Source organism: Ewingella sp. C233 (assembly GCF_055407225.1).
This window is the reverse complement of sequence record NZ_JBUZRI010000011.1, coordinates 1-16078: the sequence shown is the minus strand read 5'-3', so window position 1 is coordinate 16078 and position 16078 is coordinate 1. Positions and strand designations below refer to the sequence as shown.

General features: G+C 48.4%; 32 protein-coding genes and 1 pseudogene. 2 read left to right on the top strand and 31 right to left on the bottom strand.

From position 1 onward, the window contains the following. Positions 1-81: 81 nt before the first annotated feature. The 28 genes from rplQ to rpsJ all read right to left on the bottom strand — a co-directional run bounded on the left by rplQ (position 82) and on the right by rpsJ (position 13754). The gene (gene rplQ, locus ACZRKO_RS22510) at positions 82-471 is read right to left on the bottom strand and encodes a 50S ribosomal protein L17 (protein ID WP_034793661.1); all 390 of its coding nucleotides are present in this window, start codon (positions 469-471) and stop codon (positions 82-84) included. A gap of 40 nt (positions 472-511) precedes the next feature. Further along, positions 512-1501: a DNA-directed RNA polymerase subunit alpha gene (locus tag ACZRKO_RS22505; RefSeq protein ID WP_002919219.1), complete on the bottom strand. Its 990-nt coding sequence runs from the start codon at positions 1499-1501 to the stop codon at positions 512-514. A 25-nt stretch (positions 1502-1526) separates the two neighbouring features. Further along, positions 1527-2147 carry a 30S ribosomal protein S4 gene (gene rpsD / locus ACZRKO_RS22500; RefSeq protein WP_463739310.1) on the bottom strand — a complete coding sequence of 207 codons (621 nt, stop codon included), beginning with the start codon at positions 2145-2147 and terminating at the stop codon, positions 1527-1529. A 30-nt stretch (positions 2148-2177) separates the two neighbouring features. Then, positions 2178-2567, bottom strand: coding sequence for a 30S ribosomal protein S11 (gene rpsK / locus ACZRKO_RS22495; RefSeq protein ID WP_004929731.1), 390 nt, complete (start codon positions 2565-2567; stop codon positions 2178-2180). A 17-nt stretch (positions 2568-2584) separates the two neighbouring features. Next, positions 2585-2941, bottom strand: a complete 357-nt coding sequence (gene rpsM, locus ACZRKO_RS22490) for a 30S ribosomal protein S13 (RefSeq protein WP_188475494.1) — start codon at positions 2939-2941, stop codon at positions 2585-2587. A gap of 148 nt (positions 2942-3089) precedes the next feature. Continuing rightward, entirely contained in the window at positions 3090-3206 is a 117-nt protein-coding gene (gene rpmJ, locus ACZRKO_RS22485; protein WP_012768118.1) for a 50S ribosomal protein L36, read from the bottom strand. 33 nt (positions 3207-3239) lie between these two features. After that, positions 3240-4571, bottom strand: coding sequence for a preprotein translocase subunit SecY (gene secY, locus ACZRKO_RS22480; protein WP_034793668.1), 1332 nt, complete (start codon positions 4569-4571; stop codon positions 3240-3242). A 7-nt stretch (positions 4572-4578) separates the two neighbouring features. Beyond that, the gene (gene rplO / locus ACZRKO_RS22475) at positions 4579-5013 is read right to left on the bottom strand and encodes a 50S ribosomal protein L15 (RefSeq protein ID WP_188475492.1); all 435 of its coding nucleotides are present in this window, start codon (positions 5011-5013) and stop codon (positions 4579-4581) included. Between the two features lie 3 nt (positions 5014-5016). Beyond that, positions 5017-5196 carry a 50S ribosomal protein L30 gene (rpmD, locus tag ACZRKO_RS22470; RefSeq protein ID WP_140476104.1) on the bottom strand — a complete coding sequence of 60 codons (180 nt, stop codon included), beginning with the start codon at positions 5194-5196 and terminating at the stop codon, positions 5017-5019. Positions 5197-5202: 6 nt separating this feature from the next. Next, positions 5203-5703, bottom strand: a complete 501-nt coding sequence (rpsE, locus tag ACZRKO_RS22465) for a 30S ribosomal protein S5 (protein ID WP_013573700.1) — start codon at positions 5701-5703, stop codon at positions 5203-5205. Between the two features lie 14 nt (positions 5704-5717). Beyond that, positions 5718-6071, bottom strand: a complete 354-nt coding sequence (rplR, locus tag ACZRKO_RS22460) for a 50S ribosomal protein L18 (RefSeq protein ID WP_013573699.1) — start codon at positions 6069-6071, stop codon at positions 5718-5720. A 9-nt stretch (positions 6072-6080) separates the two neighbouring features. Next, positions 6081-6614 (bottom strand): 50S ribosomal protein L6, encoded by a 534-nt coding sequence (gene rplF / locus ACZRKO_RS22455; protein ID WP_463739309.1) that lies wholly within the window; start codon positions 6612-6614, stop codon positions 6081-6083. 13 nt (positions 6615-6627) lie between these two features. Beyond that, positions 6628-7020 carry a 30S ribosomal protein S8 gene (rpsH, locus tag ACZRKO_RS22450; protein ID WP_463739308.1) on the bottom strand — a complete coding sequence of 131 codons (393 nt, stop codon included), beginning with the start codon at positions 7018-7020 and terminating at the stop codon, positions 6628-6630. A gap of 33 nt (positions 7021-7053) precedes the next feature. Then, the gene (gene rpsN / locus ACZRKO_RS22445; RefSeq protein WP_013573696.1) at positions 7054-7359 is read right to left on the bottom strand and encodes a 30S ribosomal protein S14; all 306 of its coding nucleotides are present in this window, start codon (positions 7357-7359) and stop codon (positions 7054-7056) included. Between the two features lie 13 nt (positions 7360-7372). After that, complete coding sequence (gene rplE, locus ACZRKO_RS22440) at positions 7373-7912, bottom strand: 50S ribosomal protein L5 (protein ID WP_463739307.1); 540 nt, start codon at positions 7910-7912, stop codon at positions 7373-7375. Positions 7913-7926: 14 nt separating this feature from the next. Then, on the bottom strand, positions 7927-8241 hold the full coding sequence (gene rplX, locus ACZRKO_RS22435) for a 50S ribosomal protein L24 (protein WP_140476098.1): 315 nt from the start codon (positions 8239-8241) through the stop codon (positions 7927-7929). Between the two features lie 10 nt (positions 8242-8251). Further along, positions 8252-8623: a 50S ribosomal protein L14 gene (rplN, locus tag ACZRKO_RS22430; RefSeq protein WP_032906604.1), complete on the bottom strand. Its 372-nt coding sequence runs from the start codon at positions 8621-8623 to the stop codon at positions 8252-8254. Positions 8624-8792: 169 nt separating this feature from the next. Continuing rightward, positions 8793-9047 (bottom strand): 30S ribosomal protein S17, encoded by a 255-nt coding sequence (gene rpsQ / locus ACZRKO_RS22425; RefSeq protein ID WP_140476096.1) that lies wholly within the window; start codon positions 9045-9047, stop codon positions 8793-8795. Continuing rightward, entirely contained in the window at positions 9047-9238 is a 192-nt protein-coding gene (gene rpmC, locus ACZRKO_RS22420; protein WP_013573692.1) for a 50S ribosomal protein L29, read from the bottom strand. The genes rpsQ and rpmC overlap by 1 nt, the downstream gene beginning before the upstream one ends. Beyond that, positions 9238-9648, bottom strand: a complete 411-nt coding sequence (rplP, locus tag ACZRKO_RS22415) for a 50S ribosomal protein L16 (protein WP_104923582.1) — start codon at positions 9646-9648, stop codon at positions 9238-9240. The genes rpmC and rplP overlap by 1 nt, the downstream gene beginning before the upstream one ends. A 12-nt stretch (positions 9649-9660) precedes the next feature. Continuing rightward, positions 9661-10359 (bottom strand): 30S ribosomal protein S3, encoded by a 699-nt coding sequence (rpsC, locus tag ACZRKO_RS22410; RefSeq protein ID WP_056778028.1) that lies wholly within the window; start codon positions 10357-10359, stop codon positions 9661-9663. Between the two features lie 17 nt (positions 10360-10376). Continuing rightward, positions 10377-10709, bottom strand: coding sequence for a 50S ribosomal protein L22 (gene rplV / locus ACZRKO_RS22405; protein WP_004391423.1), 333 nt, complete (start codon positions 10707-10709; stop codon positions 10377-10379). Positions 10710-10723: 14 nt separating this feature from the next. Beyond that, positions 10724-11002, bottom strand: a complete 279-nt coding sequence (rpsS, locus tag ACZRKO_RS22400) for a 30S ribosomal protein S19 (protein ID WP_004929772.1) — start codon at positions 11000-11002, stop codon at positions 10724-10726. 14 nt (positions 11003-11016) lie between these two features. After that, positions 11017-11841, bottom strand: a complete 825-nt coding sequence (gene rplB / locus ACZRKO_RS22395) for a 50S ribosomal protein L2 (protein WP_140476092.1) — start codon at positions 11839-11841, stop codon at positions 11017-11019. 18 nt (positions 11842-11859) lie between these two features. Beyond that, positions 11860-12162, bottom strand: a complete 303-nt coding sequence (gene rplW / locus ACZRKO_RS22390; RefSeq protein WP_140476090.1) for a 50S ribosomal protein L23 — start codon at positions 12160-12162, stop codon at positions 11860-11862. Continuing rightward, positions 12159-12764, bottom strand: a complete 606-nt coding sequence (gene rplD / locus ACZRKO_RS22385) for a 50S ribosomal protein L4 (RefSeq protein ID WP_140476088.1) — start codon at positions 12762-12764, stop codon at positions 12159-12161. Before rplD ends, rplW begins: the two co-directional genes overlap by 4 nt. A gap of 16 nt (positions 12765-12780) precedes the next feature. Further along, entirely contained in the window at positions 12781-13410 is a 630-nt protein-coding gene (rplC, locus tag ACZRKO_RS22380; protein ID WP_188475486.1) for a 50S ribosomal protein L3, read from the bottom strand. A 32-nt stretch (positions 13411-13442) separates the two neighbouring features. Then, positions 13443-13754 (bottom strand): 30S ribosomal protein S10, encoded by a 312-nt coding sequence (gene rpsJ, locus ACZRKO_RS22375; RefSeq protein ID WP_009639175.1) that lies wholly within the window; start codon positions 13752-13754, stop codon positions 13443-13445. A 568-nt stretch (positions 13755-14322) separates the two neighbouring features. Here rpsJ and ACZRKO_RS22370 point away from each other — a divergent pair. Both ACZRKO_RS22370 and ACZRKO_RS22365 read left to right on the top strand, forming a co-directional pair. Next, positions 14323-14580: pseudogene (locus ACZRKO_RS22370) on the top strand (prepilin peptidase); the annotation flags it as partial. A gap of 18 nt (positions 14581-14598) precedes the next feature. Next, entirely contained in the window at positions 14599-15126 is a 528-nt protein-coding gene (locus tag ACZRKO_RS22365; RefSeq protein ID WP_463739325.1) for a prepilin peptidase, read from the top strand. Here the strand turns inward: ACZRKO_RS22365 and bfr are convergent. The 3 genes from bfr to ACZRKO_RS22350 all read right to left on the bottom strand — a co-directional run. Continuing rightward, positions 15102-15581 carry a bacterioferritin gene (bfr, locus tag ACZRKO_RS22360; protein ID WP_463739306.1) on the bottom strand — a complete coding sequence of 160 codons (480 nt, stop codon included), beginning with the start codon at positions 15579-15581 and terminating at the stop codon, positions 15102-15104. The two genes, ACZRKO_RS22365 and bfr, sit on opposite strands and share 25 nt — an antisense overlap. A gap of 84 nt (positions 15582-15665) precedes the next feature. After that, on the bottom strand, positions 15666-15860 hold the full coding sequence (gene bfd / locus ACZRKO_RS22355; protein ID WP_463739305.1) for a bacterioferritin-associated ferredoxin: 195 nt from the start codon (positions 15858-15860) through the stop codon (positions 15666-15668). Between the two features lie 123 nt (positions 15861-15983). Next, the coding region (locus ACZRKO_RS22350; RefSeq protein ID WP_072264976.1) for an EF-Tu C-terminal domain-related protein at positions 15984-16078 on the bottom strand (95 nt) is incomplete at its 5' end.

Below are 16078 nucleotides of genomic sequence, written 5' to 3'. Positions count from 1 at the left end.
GGATTTAAACTCAGAAAGATAGAAGACAAAATTTAGGCGTAAAAAAACCGGGCAAGCCCGGTTTTTTCATGCATCTACAGATTATTCAGCAGTTGCTACTTCTGCTTGTGACTCTGCACGATCAACGAGCTCGATGTATGCCATCGGCGCATTGTCGCCTGCACGGAAGCCACACTTAAGAATACGAGTGTAACCACCGGCACGGCTCGCGAAACGCGGGCCCAGTTCATTAAACAGTTTTGCCACGATCTCGTTATCACGAGTACGGGCGAATGCCAGACGACGATTTGCAACGTTGTCGGTCTTGGCAAGAGTAATCAGCGGCTCAACAACGCGACGCAGCTCTTTCGCTTTCGGCAGGGTCGTCTTGATGATCTCATGACGAACCAAAGAGCCGGCCATGTTACGGAACATAGCCTGTCGGTGGCTGCTGTTACGGTTCAGTTGACGACCACTCTTACGATGGCGCATGACCTTATCCTTCTCAGTAAAACCTTAACCTGTGATCCGGTTACTCGTCAGCGATACTTGCTGGTGGCCAGTTTTCCAGGCGCATGCCCAGAGACAAACCACGAGAAGCAAGTACGTCTTTAATCTCTGTAAGAGATTTTTTGCCGAGGTTAGGCGTTTTAAGTAACTCAACCTCAGTACGCTGTACCAGATCACCGATGTAGTGGATTGCTTCTGCCTTAAGGCAGTTAGCAGAGCGGACAGTCAATTCCAGATCGTCAACAGGGCGCAGCAGGATAGGATCGAACTCCGGCTTCTCTTCTTTGACTTCCGGCTGACGTACATCACGTAAATCAACGAAAGCTTCAAGTTGTTCAGCAAGAATGGTTGCCGCACGACGGATCGCCTCTTCAGGATCGATCGTACCGTTGGTTTCCATTTCGATAACCAGCTTGTCCAAATCAGTACGCTGTTCTACACGCGCTGCTTCAACATTGTAGGCAATTCGCTCTACAGGGCTGTAGCATGCATCTACTAACAGACGACCAATTGGGCGCTCATCTTCTTCCGAATGAATTCGGGCAGACGCCGGCACATAACCACGACCGCGCTGAACTTTGATACGCATGCTAATCGCAGCGTTTTCATCGGTCAGGTGGCAGATAACGTGTTGCGGCTTGACGATTTCGACATCACCATCATGGGTAATGTCGGCTGCAGTCACAGGGCCAATGCCAGACTTATTCAGGGTAAGAATAACTTCATCTTTCCCTTGAACTCTCACCGCCAGCCCTTTCAGGTTGAGCAGGATCTCCAGGATATCTTCCTGTACGCCTTCTTTGGTGCTGTACTCATGCAGTACACCATCAATCTCAACCTCGGTCACCGCGCAACCCGGCATGGATGAAAGCAGAATACGGCGCAGTGCATTGCCTAAAGTATGGCCAAAGCCACGCTCTAAAGGCTCAAGGGTCACCTTGGCGTGCGTCGAACTGACTTGCTCGATATCTACCAGGCGCGGTTTTAGAAACTCTGTCACAGAACCCTGCATTGTGTCCTCTCTTTGGTACTAAGCTTTACTTAGAGTAAAGCTCGACGATCAGGTGTTCGTTAATGTCCGCGGACAGATCAGTACGTTCAGGCTGACGCTTGAACACACCTTCCATCTTAGTGACATCAACTTCAAGCCAAGTCGGCTTTTCACGCTGTTCAGCCAACTCCAAAGCGGCCTTAACGCGAGATTGCTGTTTAGCTTTCTCACGGATGCTGACAACGTCATTCGGAGATACCTGATAAGAAGCGATGTTAACAACGCGACCGTTTACCATAATAGCTTTGTGGCTAACTAACTGGCGCGATTCCGCACGAGTAGCGCCGAAGCCCATACGATAAACAACGTTGTCAAGACGCCCTTCAAGTAATTGCAACAGGTTTTCACCGGTGTTGCCTTTCAGGCGAGCTGCTTCTTTATAATAGTTACGGAATTGACGCTCTAAGATGCCATAGATACGGCGAACTTTTTGCTTTTCACGTAACTGTACACCATAGTCAGACAGACGCGGTTTACGCGCACCGTGCTGACCAGGAGCTTGATCGATTTTACACTTGGTATCGATCGCGCGAACGCCAGATTTAAGGAATAAATCTGTGCCCTCACGACGGCTAAGCTTGAGCTTAGGACCCAAATATCTTGCCATTTTCTCTCTCCAACAATCCTAAAAGCAGCGTTATACGCGACGCTTTTTCGGTGGACGACAACCGTTATGAGGGATAGGAGTCACATCAGTAATATTAGTGATGCGGAAACCAGCCGCGTTTAACGCGCGGATAGTAGACTCACGACCAGGACCAGGTCCTTTAACCATAACTTCCAGATTCTTGATACCGTATTCTTTCACTGCGTCTGCGCAGCGCTCTGCTGCAACCTGGGCTGCAAACGGAGTAGATTTACGAGAACCACGGAAACCGGAACCACCAGCTGTTGCCCAACCCAAAGCATTACCCTGACGATCGGTAATAGTAACAATGGTGTTGTTGAAAGACGCATGGATATGAGCCACGCCATCAGAGACTTGTTTTCTTACACGTTTACGTGTACGAACAGGTGCCTTTGCCATTTATTCAATCACCCCGATTATTTCTTGATCGGTTTACGCGGACCCTTACGGGTACGTGCGTTAGTCTTAGTACGCTGACCGCGCACTGGAAGACCACGACGATGACGCAAACCACGATAAGTTCCAAGGTCCATAAGACGCTTGATGCTCAGGGTGACTTCACGACGCAGATCACCTTCAACAATGAACTTGGCAACTTGTTCGCGCAGCTTTTCGATTTGCTCTTCAGACAGCTCACTGATCTTAACATTTTCAGCAATACCGGATGCTGCACAGATAGCCTGTGAGCGGGTTTTGCCGATGCCGTAGATCGAAGTTAATGCGATCACGGTATGTTTCTGATCAGGAATGTTAATGCCTGCTATACGGGCCACTATGCACTCCTACTATTTATATACGGCAACACCATTCTGAAAAGCCCGTTTTCAGGATACTCAAACAGTGTTACTGCTTACATACAAAAGATTGGCTGGCTAATCTAGCCAGCTCAACCCAACTTTGCAAGAAAAATATGCGAGATAATCAGCCTTGACGCTGTTTATGCTTCGGTTCTGCGCTGCAGATTACGCGAACGATACCGTTACGCTTAACAATTTTGCAGTTACGACATAATTTCTTGACGGAAGCACGAACTTTCATTTTTACTCTCCGTAACTTCTCAAACGCACCAGATTAGCGGTTATAGCCTTTCAGGTTTGCTTTCTTCAATGCAGACTCGTACTGACTAGACATCATCAGAGTTTGCACTTGAGCCATAAAGTCCATAATGACGACAACTACGATAAGTAGTGAGGTACCACCAAAGTAGAATGGCACTTTCATTGCGTCACGCATGAACTCCGGGATAAGGCAGATGAAAGTAATATACATCGCACCAATTAAGGTTAAACGAGTCATCACTTTATCGATGTACTTCGCCGTTTGCTCTCCCGGACGAATTCCTGGTACAAATGCACCGGACTTCTTCAGGTTATCTGCTGTCTCACGTGGGTTGAAAACCAACGCAGTATAAAAGAAACAGAAGAAGATGATTGCAGTCGCATAGAGTAACACATAAAGCGGTTGTCCAGGCTGCAAATACAGCGAAATCGTAGTCAGCCAGTTCCAACCAGTTCCGCCCCCGAACCATGATGCAATCGTGGCAGGGAACAGAATAATGCTGGAAGCGAAGATTGCTGGGATAACACCGGCCATATTCACTTTCAACGGTAAGTGCGTGCTCTGTGCTGCATAGACACGACGACCTTGTTGACGTTTCGCATAGTTAACGACGATACGACGCTGACCACGTTCTACAAAAACAACAAAGAAAGTCACTGCAAACACTAAAACTGCAACCAACAGCAACAGGAGGAAGTGCAGGTCGCCTTGCCGTGCTTGCTCAATAGTATGCGCTACTGCCGGCGGGAGACCCGCTACGATACCAGCAAAGATTATGATTGAAATACCGTTACCGATACCACGCTCAGTAATCTGCTCGCCCAGCCACATCAGGAACATTGTCCCGGTAACCAAGCTCACAACTGCAGTAAAGTAGAAGGCAAAGCCTGGATTTAACACCAGGCCCTGCATACCAGGCATGTTCGGTAAACCGGTAGCAATACCGATTGACTGAAACACAGCTAATACCAGCGTACCGTAACGGGTGTACTGACTAATCTTACGACGGCCAGCCTCCCCTTCTTTCTTGATTTCCGCCAACGCTGGATGAACCACCGTCAGTAACTGGATAATGATCGATGCCGAAATATACGGCATGATCCCCAGAGCAAAGATAGAAGCACGGCTAAGAGCGCCACCAGAGAACATGTTAAACATTTCAATGATGGTGCCTCTTTGCTGCTCGAGCAATTTGGCAAGTACAGTGGCATCAATACCAGGGATCGGAATAAAAGAGCCGATACGGAAAACAATCAACGCACCGATAACAAACAAAAGTCTGCGCTTCAGTTCGCCTAGTCCACCCTTGGCACTTTGGAAATCTAACCCCGGTTGCTTAGCCATCTGCTACTTATTCCTCAATTTTACCGCCAGCAGCTTCGATAGCAACACGAGCGCCTTTGGTGACACGCAAACCACGCAGAGTTACCGCACGACCGACTTCGCCGGAAAGGATAACTTTCGCGAATTCGATCTGGATACCAACTACGTTAGCGGCTTTCAGCGTGTTCAGGTCGATTACGTCGCCTTCAACAAGAGCCAGTTCAGACAGACGAACTTCTGCCGTGATCATAGCTTTGCGAGAGGTGAAGCCGAATTTCGGCAAACGACGATATAAAGGCATCTGACCACCTTCAAAACCACGACGTACGCCACCGCCAGAACGTGAGTTCTGACCTTTGTGACCACGACCAGCGGTTTTACCCAGGCCAGAACCAATACCACGACCTACACGCTTCGGCGCTTGTTTGGCACCTTCAGCCGGAGACAGAGTATTTAAACGCATCTCTTACTCCTCAACCTTAACCATGTAGGAAACTTGGTTGATCATACCGCGTACAGCAGGAGTATCCTCACGCTCAACGGTGTGACCAATGCGACGCAGACCCAGACCGAGCAGTGTAGCTTTATGCTTCGGCAGACGGCCAATGGAACTGCGAGTTTGTGTAACTTTAATAGTCTTTGCCATGGTTAATTACCCCAGAATTTCTTCAACGGATTTACCACGCTTGGCAGCGACCATTTGTGGGGATTTCATATTTGCCAGAGCATCAATAGTTGCACGAACCACGTTGATTGGGTTTGTAGAACCATAAGCTTTAGCCAATACGTTATGCACCCCAGCGACTTCCAGGACGGCACGCATTGCGCCACCGGCGATAATACCGGTACCTTCGGAAGCCGGCTGCATGAACACACGGGAACCCGTATGAGCACCTTTAACAGGATGCTGCAGGGTGCCGCTGTTCAGCGCGACATTCATCATGTTGCGACGGGCTTTTTCCATCGCTTTCTGTATCGCTGCCGGAACTTCGCGTGCTTTGCCGTAGCCAAAACCAACGCGACCGTTACCATCACCAACTACTGTCAGTGCGGTAAAGCTGAAGATACGGCCACCTTTTACGGTTTTAGATACGCGGTTTACCGCGATCAGCTTTTCCTGCAGTTCGCCAGCTTGTTTTTCGATGTGAGCCATCTTAAACCTCTTCCTTAGAACTGAAGGCCAGCTTCACGGGCAGCATCTGCCAGTGCCTGGACTCGACCATGATATTGGAAACCGGAACGGTCAAAGGATACTTTCGTGATCCCTTTTTCCAATGCGCGTTCTGCAATAGCTTTACCTACAGCAGTGGCAGCATCTTTGTTGCCGGTATACTTCAGTTGCTCAGTGATAGTTTTTTCTACAGTAGATGCAGCAACTATTACTTCAGAACCGTTTGGTGCAATCACCTGTGCGTAAATATGACGCGGGGTACGATGTACCACCAGACGTGTCGCACCCAGTTCTTTGAGCTTACGGCGTGCGCGGGTCGCACGACGGATACGAGCAGATTTCTTATCCATAGTGTTACCTTACTTCTTCTTAGCCTCTTTGGTACGCACGACTTCGTCGGCGTAACGGACACCCTTGCCTTTATAAGGCTCAGGACGACGGTAGGCACGTAAATCTGCAGCAACCTGACCAATAACTTGTTTATCAGCGCCTTTCAGCACGATTTCAGTTTGGGTCGGGCATTCAGCAGTAATGCCTTCCGGCAGTTGATGATCGACCGGGTGAGAGAAGCCTAAGGCTAAATTCACCACGTTGCCTTTAACAGCAGCACGATAACCAACACCTACCAGTTGAAGCTTTTTAGTGAAGCCATCGGTAACACCAACAACCATTGCGTTCAACAGTGCACGAGTGGTACCCGCTTGGGCCCAACCGTCTACAGAGCCTTCGCGTGGAGCGAAAGTCAGTGTATTTTCTTCCTGTTTAACTTCAACGGCATCATGGATAGTACGTGACAGCTCGCCGTTTTTACCCTTTATCGAAATAACCTGACCGTTGAGTTTTACCTCTACGCCGGTAGGAATGACGACGGGTGCTTTTGCAACACGAGACATGCTTTCCTCCCGATTAAGCTACGTAGCAGATAATTTCGCCACCAAGACCAGCCTGGCGAGCTGCACGATCAGTCATAACACCTTTAGAGGTAGAAATAACAGCGATACCCATACCGGCCATAACTTTTGGCAGCTCATCTTTTTTCTTATAGATGCGCAGACCAGGACGGCTGATACGTTGAATGCTTTCTACCACTGACTTGCCCTGGTAGTACTTAAGTACTAATTCCAGTTCAGGTTTGGCGTCGCCTTCGATTTTAAATTCTTCAATATAGCCTTCTTCCTTCAGCACGTTGGCAATAGCCACTTTCAGCTTGGAGGAAGGCATGGTGACCGCAACTTTGTTCGCGGCTTGACCGTTACGGATACGGGTCAGCATATCCGCGATCGGATCTTGCATGCTCATCTGTCTTTACTCCCGTGATTCAATTGGTGACAATTACCAGCTAGCCTTCTTAAGGCCCGGAATTTCACCGCGCATGGCGGCTTCACGGACTTTAATACGGCTCAACCCGAACTTCCGCAGGAAAGCATGCGGACGGCCAGTTTGACGACAGCGGTTACGCTGACGAGACGGGCTGGAATCACGCGGCAGAGACTGCAGCTTAAGAACCGCATCCCAACGATCTTCGTCGGATGAGTTCACACCAGAGATAATAGCTTTCAGTTCCTCGCGTTTAGCGCGGTACTTGTCAGCCAGTTTCACGCGAACGACTTCGCGTGCTTTCATGGATTGCTTAGCCATTAGTAACCCTGCCTTACTTGCGGAACGGGAAGTTAAAGGCAGCCAGTAACGCACGGCCTTCATCATCGGATTTCGCAGTAGTGGTGATAGTAATATCTAAACCACGAACGCGATCGACTTTATCATAATCGATTTCCGGGAAGATGATCTGTTCACGCACGCCCATGCTGTAGTTACCACGACCATCGAAAGACTTAGCAGACAAGCCGCGGAAGTCACGAATACGTGGAACAGCAATGGAGACCAGACGCTCAAAGAACTCCCACATGCGTTCGCCACGCAGAGTTACTTTACAGCCGATCGGATAGCCCTGACGGATTTTGAAGCCTGCAACTGATTTGCGTGCTTTGGTGATCAACGGTTTTTGACCGGAGATAGCTGCCAGGTCTGCTGCTGCGTTATCCAGCAGTTTCTTGTCAGCGATCGCTTCACCTACACCCATGTTCAGGGTGATCTTCTCGACCCGAGGGACTTGCATGACAGAATTGTAACCAAACTCAGACATGAGTTTTTTTACGACATCGTCTTTGTAGTAATCATGCAGTTTCGCCATCGTACTACTCCAAATTACTTGATAGTTACGCTGTTAGATTTGAAGAAACGGACTTTTTTGCCGTCTTCGAATCTAAAGCCTACACGGTCAGCCTTACCGGTTGCCGAGTTGAAGAGTGCAACGTTAGAAACTTGAATTGCAGCTTCTTTTTCAACGATGCCACCTGGTTGGTTCAGGGCCGGTACAGGCTTCTGATGTTTTTTAACCAGGTTGATACCTTCAACAATGACCTTACCAGAAGACAGGACATTTTTAACTTTACCGCGCTTACCTTTATCTTTGCCGGTAAGCAGGATAACTTCGTCATCACGACGGATTTTCGCTGCCATGGTTCGCTCCTTAGAGTACTTCTGGTGCCAGAGAGATAATTTTCATGAACTTCTCATTACGCAGTTCACGAGTTACCGGCCCAAAAATACGCGTGCCGATAGGCTGCTCGCTGTTATTGTTTAAAATAACGCATGCATTACCATCGAAGCGAATGACAGAACCGTCCGGGCGACGAACACCCTTCTTGGTGCGCACCACTACCGCCTTCAGCACATCGCCTTTCTTCACCTTACCGCGAGGAATTGCTTCCTTGATGGTAATTTTGATGATGTCACCGATGCCTGCGTAGCGACGGTGCGAGCCACCTAGAACCTTGATACACATTACGCGACGTGCACCGGAGTTGTCGGCCACGGTCAGCATAGTCTGTTCTTGGATCATGTTAGTGCTCCGCTAATGTCAACTACAACTTTAGGACCCAGGATAGGTCATTAATAAAACCCCACAAATGAGGGCGCGGCATTATAACACCGGTTCCAGATTATGGGTAGAAAAAATAAACGGCCCACAGTTCATGAGCCGTTTATCTATTTTCGAGCAAGTGATTCTATTACAGAACCGCTTTCCCTACAACGCGAACCAGTGTCCAAGATTTAGTCTTAGACAGCGGACGGCATTCGCTAATTTCAACGACATCGCCGATACCGCATTCGTTGTTCTCGTCATGTACGTGTAGCTTAGTCGTACGTTTGATGAATTTACCGTAGATTGGGTGTTTCACGAAACGTTCAATCGCGACAACCATGGATTTCTCCATTTTGTCACTGATCACACGACCTTGCAGAGTACGGATCTTGTCACTCATTACGCACCCGCCTTTTCAGTCAGTAAAGTCTTCACACGTGCAACGTCACGACGCACTTGTTTCAACAGGTGTGTTTGCTGCAACTGGCCACTTGCCGTTTGCATGCGCAGGTTAAACTGCTCACGCAAAAGGTTAAGAAGCTCAGTGTTCAGCTCTTCCACGCTTTTTTCGCGCAGCTCTTGTGCTTTCATTACATCACCGTCTTAGTTACAAAGGTGGTTTTGATAGGCAGTTTGGCTGCTGCCAGCTGGAAGGCTTCACGAGCTACCTCTTCAGGCACACCGTCCATTTCGTACAGGACTTTACCAGGCTGGATCAGGGCAACCCAATACTCCACGTTACCCTTACCTTTACCCATACGAACTTCCAGTGGCTTCTCGGTGATCGGTTTGTCCGGGAATACACGGATCCAGATCTTACCTTGACGCTTAACTGCACGGGTCATCGCACGACGTGCTGCTTCAATTTGACGAGCAGTCAGACGACCACGGCCAACAGCTTTCAGACCGTAAGTGCCGAAGCTCACATCCGTACCTTGCGCCAGGCCACGGTTGCGACCTTTGTGCACTTTACGGAATTTTGTACGCTTTGGTTGTAACATCAGCGACTCTCCTTACTTGCGGCCTTTACGCTGCTGCTTTTTAGGTTGAGCAGCCGGTTCAGGTTGTTCAACTGCAGCCATACCACCCAGAATCTCACCTTTGAAGATCCACACTTTTACGCCGATAACACCATAAGTGGTGTGCGCTTCGGAGGTGTTGTAATCGATATCCGCACGCAGAGTATGCAACGGAACACGACCTTCACGGTACCATTCGGTACGCGCGATTTCAGCACCGCCAAGGCGGCCGCTTACTTCAACTTTAATTCCTTTAGCGCCAAGACGCATTGCGTTCTGTACAGCACGCTTCATAGCACGACGGAACATAACACGACGTTCCAGCTGTGAAGTGATGCTGTCAGCAACCAATTTAGCGTCAAGTTCCGGTTTACGGATTTCGGCGATATTGATTTGCGCAGGAACGCCAGCGATATCCGCTACGACCTTACGCAGTTTTTCGACATCTTCGCCTTTCTTGCCGATCACGATGCCAGGACGAGCGGTGTGAATAGTCACACGGATGCTCTTCGCTGGACGCTCGATAACGATGCGAGAAACGGAAGCTTTCGACAATTCCTTAGTCAGGAACTGGCGAACTTTAAAGTCGCTGTCCAGGTTGTCAGCGAAATCTTTGGTATTTGCATACCAGGTAGAATTCCAAGGTTTGACAATACCTAGGCGAATACCATTAGGATGTACTTTCTGACCCATTGCTAGTCTCCAGAGTCTCAGCGATCGGACACAACCACAGTAATGTGGCTGGTGCGCTTCAGAATGCGATCTGCACGACCTTTAGCACGAGGCATAATGCGCTTCATACTTGGGCCTTCGTCTACGAAAATCTTCGTGACTTTCAGATCATCGATGTCAGCGCCATCGTTGTGTTCTGCGTTAGCAATGGCAGACTCCAGTACCTTCTTAACCAAACCAGCAGCTTTCTTGTTGGTATAGGCCAAAGTTTCCAGAGCTTGCGACACTTTCTTACCGCGGATCAGGTCAGCAACAAGGCGAACCTTCTGAGCAGAAGAACGAGCGTGGCGATGTTTAGCGATAGTTTCCATCTCTTCCTCCTACCTTAGCGCTTTTTAGCTTTTTTATCAGCCGCATGGCCGCGATAAGTACGAGTCGGCGCGAATTCACCCAGTTTGTGACCGACCATTTCATCGGAAACAAATACTGGTACGTGCTGACGACCATTATGGACAGCGATGGTCAAACCGATCATGTTAGGAAAGATCGTTGAACGACGGGACCAAGTGCGCAAAGGCTTCTTGTCACCGCTTTCCACCGCTTTCTCTACCTTCTTCAGCAAGTGCAGGTCAATAAAAGGACCTTTCTTGAGAGAACGTGGCATGGCTTATCCTCTAATTATTTTTTACTACGGCGACGTACGATGAACTTGTCAGTACGCTTGTTGCTACGGGTCTTCTTACCTTTGGTTTGAACGCCCCACGGGGTTACCGGGTGCTTACCAAAGTTACGACCTTCACCACCACCGTGTGGGTGATCGACTGGGTTCATCGCAGTACCGCGAACGGTAGGGCGAATACCACGCCAACGACTTGCACCTGCTTTACCCAGAACGCGAAGCATATGTTCAGCGTTACCGACTTCACCTAAGGTGGCGCGGCAATCGATTTGAACTTTACGCATTTCGCCAGAGCGCAGACGCAGAGTTACGTAGGAACCGTCACGAGCAACGATCTGAACGTAGGCACCAGCAGAACGAGCCATCTGGCCACCCTTACCTGGTTTCATTTCTACGTTATGAACCGTTGAACCTACTGGGATGTTGCGCATAGGCAGGGTGTTACCTGTCTTGATTGCAGCATCAACGCCAGATTGGATCTGGTCACCCACTTTCAGGCCTTTCGGCGCCAGGATATAACGGCGTTCGCCGTCTTTGTACAGAACCAGCGCGATATTCGCGGAACGGTTCGGATCGTACTCCAGACGCTCAACCACTGCTGCGATACCATCTTTGTTGCGTTTGAAGTCAACCAGACGATAATGCTGCTTGTGGCCACCACCGATATGACGGGTGGTGATACGGCCATTGTTGTTACGACCACCGCTTTTGCTCAGTTTTTCAAGCAGCGGGGCATAAGGTTTACCCTTGTGCAACTCCTGGTTAACCACTTTAACAACATGGCGACGGCCCGGAGATGTAGGTTTACATTTAACAATTGCCATTGTTCAAACTCCTCCGACTTACTCTGCGCCGCTGATGAAGTCCAGATTCTGGCCTTCTTTCAGGGTTACGTAAGCTTTTTTCCAGTCGCTACGACGACCAACACGCTGACCGTGACGTTTCACTTTGCCTTTAACAAGCAGGGTGTTCACATCTTCGACTTCGACTTCAAACAGTTTCTTAACCGCAGCTTTGATTTCTGCTTTAGTCGCGTCTTTGGCAACTTTGAGAACGATGGTGTTGTTCTTTTCCATCGCAGTAGAAGCTTTTTCAGAAACGTGCGGCGCGCGCACTACTTTCAGCAGACGTTCTTCACGAATCATGCCAGCATCTCCTCAACTTGCTTCACCGCGTCAGAAGTCATAACGACTTTGTCGAAGGCGATCAGGCTTACTGGATCGATACCTGCTACGTCACGAACATCAACCTTGTACAGGTTGCGCGCGGCCAGGAACAGGTTCTCGTCGACTTCGCCGGTAATAATCAGCACGTCTTCCAGAGCCATGTCTTTCAGTTTCTGTGCAAGCAGCTTAGTTTTAGGCGCTTCTACAGAGAACGTCTCGACTACGATCAAGCGATCTTGACGTACCAGTTCGGACAGAATGCTTTTCAGCGCGCCGCGGTACATCTTTTTGTTTACTTTTTGACTGTGGTCCTGTGGCTTTGCAGCGAAGGTTACACCACCGGAACGCCAGATTGGGCTCTTTACAGAACCTGCTCGCGCACGGCCAGTACCTTTCTGACGCCAAGGTTTTTTACCGGAACCAGTTACTTCAGCACGGGTCTTCTGAGCGCGAGTACCTTGACGGGCACCTGCTGCATAAGCAACAACGACCTGGTGTACCAGCGCTTCATTGAAATCACGCCCGAAGGTAGTTTCGGAAACAGTCAGCGCGCTTTGCGCGTCTTTCACTACTAATTCCATTCCTATCTCCTCGACGTTAAGCCTTAACAGCAGGTTTAACGATCAGGTTGCTACCGGTAGCACCCGGAACAGCACCCTTGACCAGCAGCAGGTTGCGCTCAGCATCAACACGTACTACATCCAGGCTCTGAACAGTTACACGTTCGTTACCCAGTTGGCCTGCCATTTTCTTACCTTTGAACACTTTACCTGGAGTCTGGTTCTGACCGATTGAACCATGTCCACGGTGTGCCAAGGAGTTACCATGGGTAGCATCTTGGGTGCGGAAGTTCCAGCGCTTAACTGTGCCAGCAAAACCTTTACCTTTTGAAGTACCGGTAACATCGACTTTCTTAACGTCTGCGAAAATTTCAACGCTAATGTTCTGGCCTGCAGTAAATTCTTCACCTTCTGCAAGGCGGAACTCCCACAAACCACGGCCAGCTTCTACGCCAGCTTTAGCGAAGTGACCCGCTTCTGGTTTGGTTACACGGTTAGCTTTTTTGCTACCAGTAGTAACCTGCACAGCACGGTAACCATCGTTGTCCAGATCTTTGACCTGAGTAACGCGGTTTGCTTCAATTTCGATAACCGTTACTGGGATAGAAACGCCATCTTCAGTGAAGATACGAGTCATGCCCACTTTCTTACCGACTAAACCAATCATTGTTTCAACCTCTCAATCGTCAATGACCCTGATTAACCCAGGCTGATCTGCACGTCTACACCAGCAGCCAGATCCAGACGCATCAGAGCATCAACGGTTTTCTCGGTTGGCTCAACGATGTCAACCAGACGCTTATGAGTACGAATTTCATACTGATCGCGCGCATCTTTATTGACGTGCGGAGAAATCAGAATAGTAAAACGCTCTTTGCGGGTCGGCAGCGGGATTGGACCACGAACTTGCGCACCAGTGCGCTTCGCTGTCTCAACGATTTCCGCAGTTGATTGATCGATCAAACGATGATCAAACGCTTTCAGGCGGATACGGATTCTTTGGTTCTGCATGAGACCAGAGCTCCAATTATTTTAAACGTAAGTAATTACTACTCATACCCATTTCGATTGATGGGTGAGTGTAATCGTTCTTCATATAACCCCCATATCGGGAGTATTGTTTGGCTGGCGGTAGTGCATTGCCAGTCAACTAATTCTGAATGAATTAGACCTACCAAGATTAGGTAAGCCCGCGCATTATACGTAAACAGGGGCAGGAAGCAACCTTTCTGATGATTAAAGTGCTTTTAATTTACCCGAATTTTGCTGGCCCTCGCTTTATCTGACAGGTGTCAGTACCCAACCTGGCAAAAAATACGCCGTCAAACTCCCCCTGATATAACGGCGAAAACGTCATTTTTGAATGCGTCGCGCATTTCATGCATCGAGAAAATCAAATCATTACCCTTTGTGCTCCATCAGTTTTATGCTTCACCGTCATGGCAGAGAGGGGCGTATGACCGCTTTGAACACTCACCATTCATTCTTACTAACCTAAGGAAAGCCGCACTTGAACTCCTCGTCAGCCATCACTTTTCTTTTTTCTTCAGATTTCCTGTTTTCGTGCTGTATTTTTATAGTGGGCTTAATAGCCGGTAGTTTTCTTAACGTTGTTGTATACCGCCTGCCAATAATGCTAAAGCAACATGCAATGCCTGATGGAAGTTCATTCAATCTTTGTTTTCCCCCATCGCATTGCCCTAGGTGTAAACAATCAATCTTTTTTTGGCAAAACATCCCGCTTCTTAGCTGGCTGCTATTACACGGGAAGTGCAGTCGTTGTCATGTGTCCATCCCGGTTCGGTACCCATTAACTGAGTTGACATGTGCCCTGCTGTTTCTTGGAGCATCCTTCTTGTTCACTACGCCGTTCGCACTATTGAGTTCGTTTGTTTTAACGTGGTTTCTGCTGGCACTGAGTTTGATAGATATTGGAACTTATCTTTTGCCCGACATGCTGACGCTGCCATTGTTATGGATAGGATTGATGATTAATTCAATATCATCGCAGGGAATAACGCTTAATGATGCCCTTTACGGCGCAGTGGCCGGGTATCTGGCTTTGTGGGTACTATTTTGGTGGTTCAGGATTTTTTGTAAAAAGGAGGGGATGGGATATGGCGACTTCAAGTTTCTGTCCGCTCTTGGGGCTTGGGTTGGATGGCAACCACTACCCTATCTGTGCATTATGGCTGCAGTACTGGGAGTCGGTTATTCAATCATGAGATCACTGCTCAATAAAACGTCAGGTAAAATCCCATTTGGTCCTTGCCTGGCACTTGCTGGGGGAGTCGTTTACATCAGCCAGGGTAATATTCAGTTCTGGCTGATGATTGCCTCTTTCACAAATAAACTGATTTATTGCGATTCTTCTTTTAACTGAGACTGGATGTAGTTCTGAATGCCGATACGGCCGATAAGCTCAAGCTCCGTTTCGAGCCAATCAATATGATGCTCTTCATCCGCAAGTATCGTTATCATCAAATCACGGCTAACGTAATCATGAACTGAGTCTGCATAGGCAATGGCTTCGCGAAGATCTTTCGCCCCTTCCAGTTCCAGCACTAAATCGGATTTCAACATCTCCCCGACATCTTCACCGATATTCAGTTTGCCGAGATCCTGTAAGTTGGGAAGACCTTCCAGGAAGAGAATACGTTCAATGTAAATGTCGGCATGCTTCATTTCATCGATAGATTCGTGATATTCGATACCGTTCAGCCGCATTAATCCCCAGTTCTTAAACATGCGCGCATGCAAAAAATACTGATTGATGGCAACCAGCTCATTTCCTAGAAGTTTATTGAGGTGCGCAATGACTTTTTTATCGCCTTTCATAGATAACTCCTCCGTTCCGGTATCTAAAGCGTAGATCCGGTTCAGAGTAAGTCAAAGAAAAGACCTACTTTTCGGCGATGTATTTTATGCGATGTTGCCGAACTGAGGTATCTGTTGCAATTCGTCTTCCATTATCTGGCGCGCTACACGGATGCATTTCCCGCACTGAGTACCCACCGGAACAAAATTTCTGAGTTGTTGAAACGTCTTTGGCTGATAGTGGCGAACAGCCTGACGGATTGTCTTATCACTGACTGAGTTACATAAACACACGTACATAGAAACCACACATCGAACAAAACTTAATCTTATCGTAAATGAGAATAGTTATTATTGCAATCTCGTGGCGTAAAAAAAGGGTGCCGAAGCACCCTCTTTAGTATTGCTCTAAAGTATCAGCGATTAAGCGATAACTTTAGCAACAACACCAGCACCAACAGTACGGCCGCCTTCACGGATTGCGAAACGCAAGCCGTCATCCATCGCGATTGGATGGA

Bases quoted from the DNA above. Each gene is read 5' to 3' on its own strand.
- rpsJ (WP_009639175.1), bottom strand. From the start codon at position 13,754: ATGCAGAACCAAAGAATCCGTATCCGCCTGAAAGCGTTTGATCATCGT.
- rpmC (WP_013573692.1), bottom strand. From the start codon at position 9,238: ATGAAAGCACAAGAGCTGCGCGAAAAAAGCGTGGAAGAGCTGAACACT.
- rplO (WP_188475492.1), bottom strand. From the start codon at position 5,013: ATGCGTTTAAATACTCTGTCTCCGGCTGAAGGTGCCAAACAAGCGCCG.
- rplR (WP_013573699.1), bottom strand. From the start codon at position 6,071: ATGGATAAGAAATCTGCTCGTATCCGTCGTGCGACCCGCGCACGCCGT.
- rplE (WP_463739307.1), bottom strand. From the start codon at position 7,912: ATGGCGAAACTGCATGATTACTACAAAGACGATGTCGTAAAAAAACTC.
- rpsS (WP_004929772.1), bottom strand. From the start codon at position 11,002: ATGCCACGTTCTCTCAAGAAAGGTCCTTTTATTGACCTGCACTTGCTG.
- rpsQ (WP_140476096.1), bottom strand. From the start codon at position 9,047: ATGAGTGACAAGATCCGTACTCTGCAAGGTCGTGTGATCAGTGACAAA.
- rplV (WP_004391423.1), bottom strand. From the start codon at position 10,709: ATGGAAACTATCGCTAAACATCGCCACGCTCGTTCTTCTGCTCAGAAG.
- rpsC (WP_056778028.1), bottom strand. From the start codon at position 10,359: ATGGGTCAGAAAGTACATCCTAATGGTATTCGCCTAGGTATTGTCAAA.
- rpsD (WP_463739310.1), bottom strand. From the start codon at position 2,147: ATGGCAAGATATTTGGGTCCTAAGCTCAAGCTTAGCCGTCGTGAGGGC.
- rplB (WP_140476092.1), bottom strand. From the start codon at position 11,841: ATGGCAATTGTTAAATGTAAACCTACATCTCCGGGCCGTCGCCATGTT.
- rplP (WP_104923582.1), bottom strand. From the start codon at position 9,648: ATGTTACAACCAAAGCGTACAAAATTCCGTAAAGTGCACAAAGGTCGC.
- rplX (WP_140476098.1), bottom strand. From the start codon at position 8,241: ATGGCAGCGAAAATCCGTCGTGATGACGAAGTTATCCTGCTTACCGGC.
- rplC (WP_188475486.1), bottom strand. From the start codon at position 13,410: ATGATTGGTTTAGTCGGTAAGAAAGTGGGCATGACTCGTATCTTCACT.
- rpsH (WP_463739308.1), bottom strand. From the start codon at position 7,020: ATGAGCATGCAAGATCCGATCGCGGATATGCTGACCCGTATCCGTAAC.
- rplW (WP_140476090.1), bottom strand. From the start codon at position 12,162: ATGATTCGTGAAGAACGTCTGCTGAAAGTAGTGCGCGCGCCGCACGTT.
- bfr (WP_463739306.1), bottom strand. From the start codon at position 15,581: ATGAAAGGCGATAAAAAAGTCATTGCGCACCTCAATAAACTTCTAGGA.
- rplF (WP_463739309.1), bottom strand. From the start codon at position 6,614: ATGTCTCGTGTTGCAAAAGCACCCGTCGTCATTCCTACCGGCGTAGAG.
- secY (WP_034793668.1), bottom strand. From the start codon at position 4,571: ATGGCTAAGCAACCGGGGTTAGATTTCCAAAGTGCCAAGGGTGGACTA.
- bfd (WP_463739305.1), bottom strand. From the start codon at position 15,860: ATGTACGTGTGTTTATGTAACTCAGTCAGTGATAAGACAATCCGTCAG.
- rpsN (WP_013573696.1), bottom strand. From the start codon at position 7,359: ATGGCTAAGCAATCCATGAAAGCACGCGAAGTCGTTCGCGTGAAACTG.
- rpsK (WP_004929731.1), bottom strand. From the start codon at position 2,567: ATGGCAAAGGCACCTGTTCGTACACGTAAACGTGTAAGAAAACAAGTC.
- ACZRKO_RS22505 (WP_002919219.1), bottom strand. From the start codon at position 1,501: ATGCAGGGTTCTGTGACAGAGTTTCTAAAACCGCGCCTGGTAGATATC.
- rplQ (WP_034793661.1), bottom strand. From the start codon at position 471: ATGCGCCATCGTAAGAGTGGTCGTCAACTGAACCGTAACAGCAGCCAC.
- rplD (WP_140476088.1), bottom strand. From the start codon at position 12,764: ATGGAATTAGTAGTGAAAGACGCGCAAAGCGCGCTGACTGTTTCCGAA.
- rpmD (WP_140476104.1), bottom strand. From the start codon at position 5,196: ATGGCAAAGACTATTAAAGTTACACAAACTCGCAGTTCCATTGGCCGT.
- rplN (WP_032906604.1), bottom strand. From the start codon at position 8,623: ATGATCCAAGAACAGACTATGCTGACCGTGGCCGACAACTCCGGTGCA.
- rpmJ (WP_012768118.1), bottom strand. From the start codon at position 3,206: ATGAAAGTTCGTGCTTCCGTCAAGAAATTATGTCGTAACTGCAAAATT.
- rpsE (WP_013573700.1), bottom strand. From the start codon at position 5,703: ATGGCTCACATCGAAAAACAAGCTGGCGAACTGCAGGAAAAGCTGATC.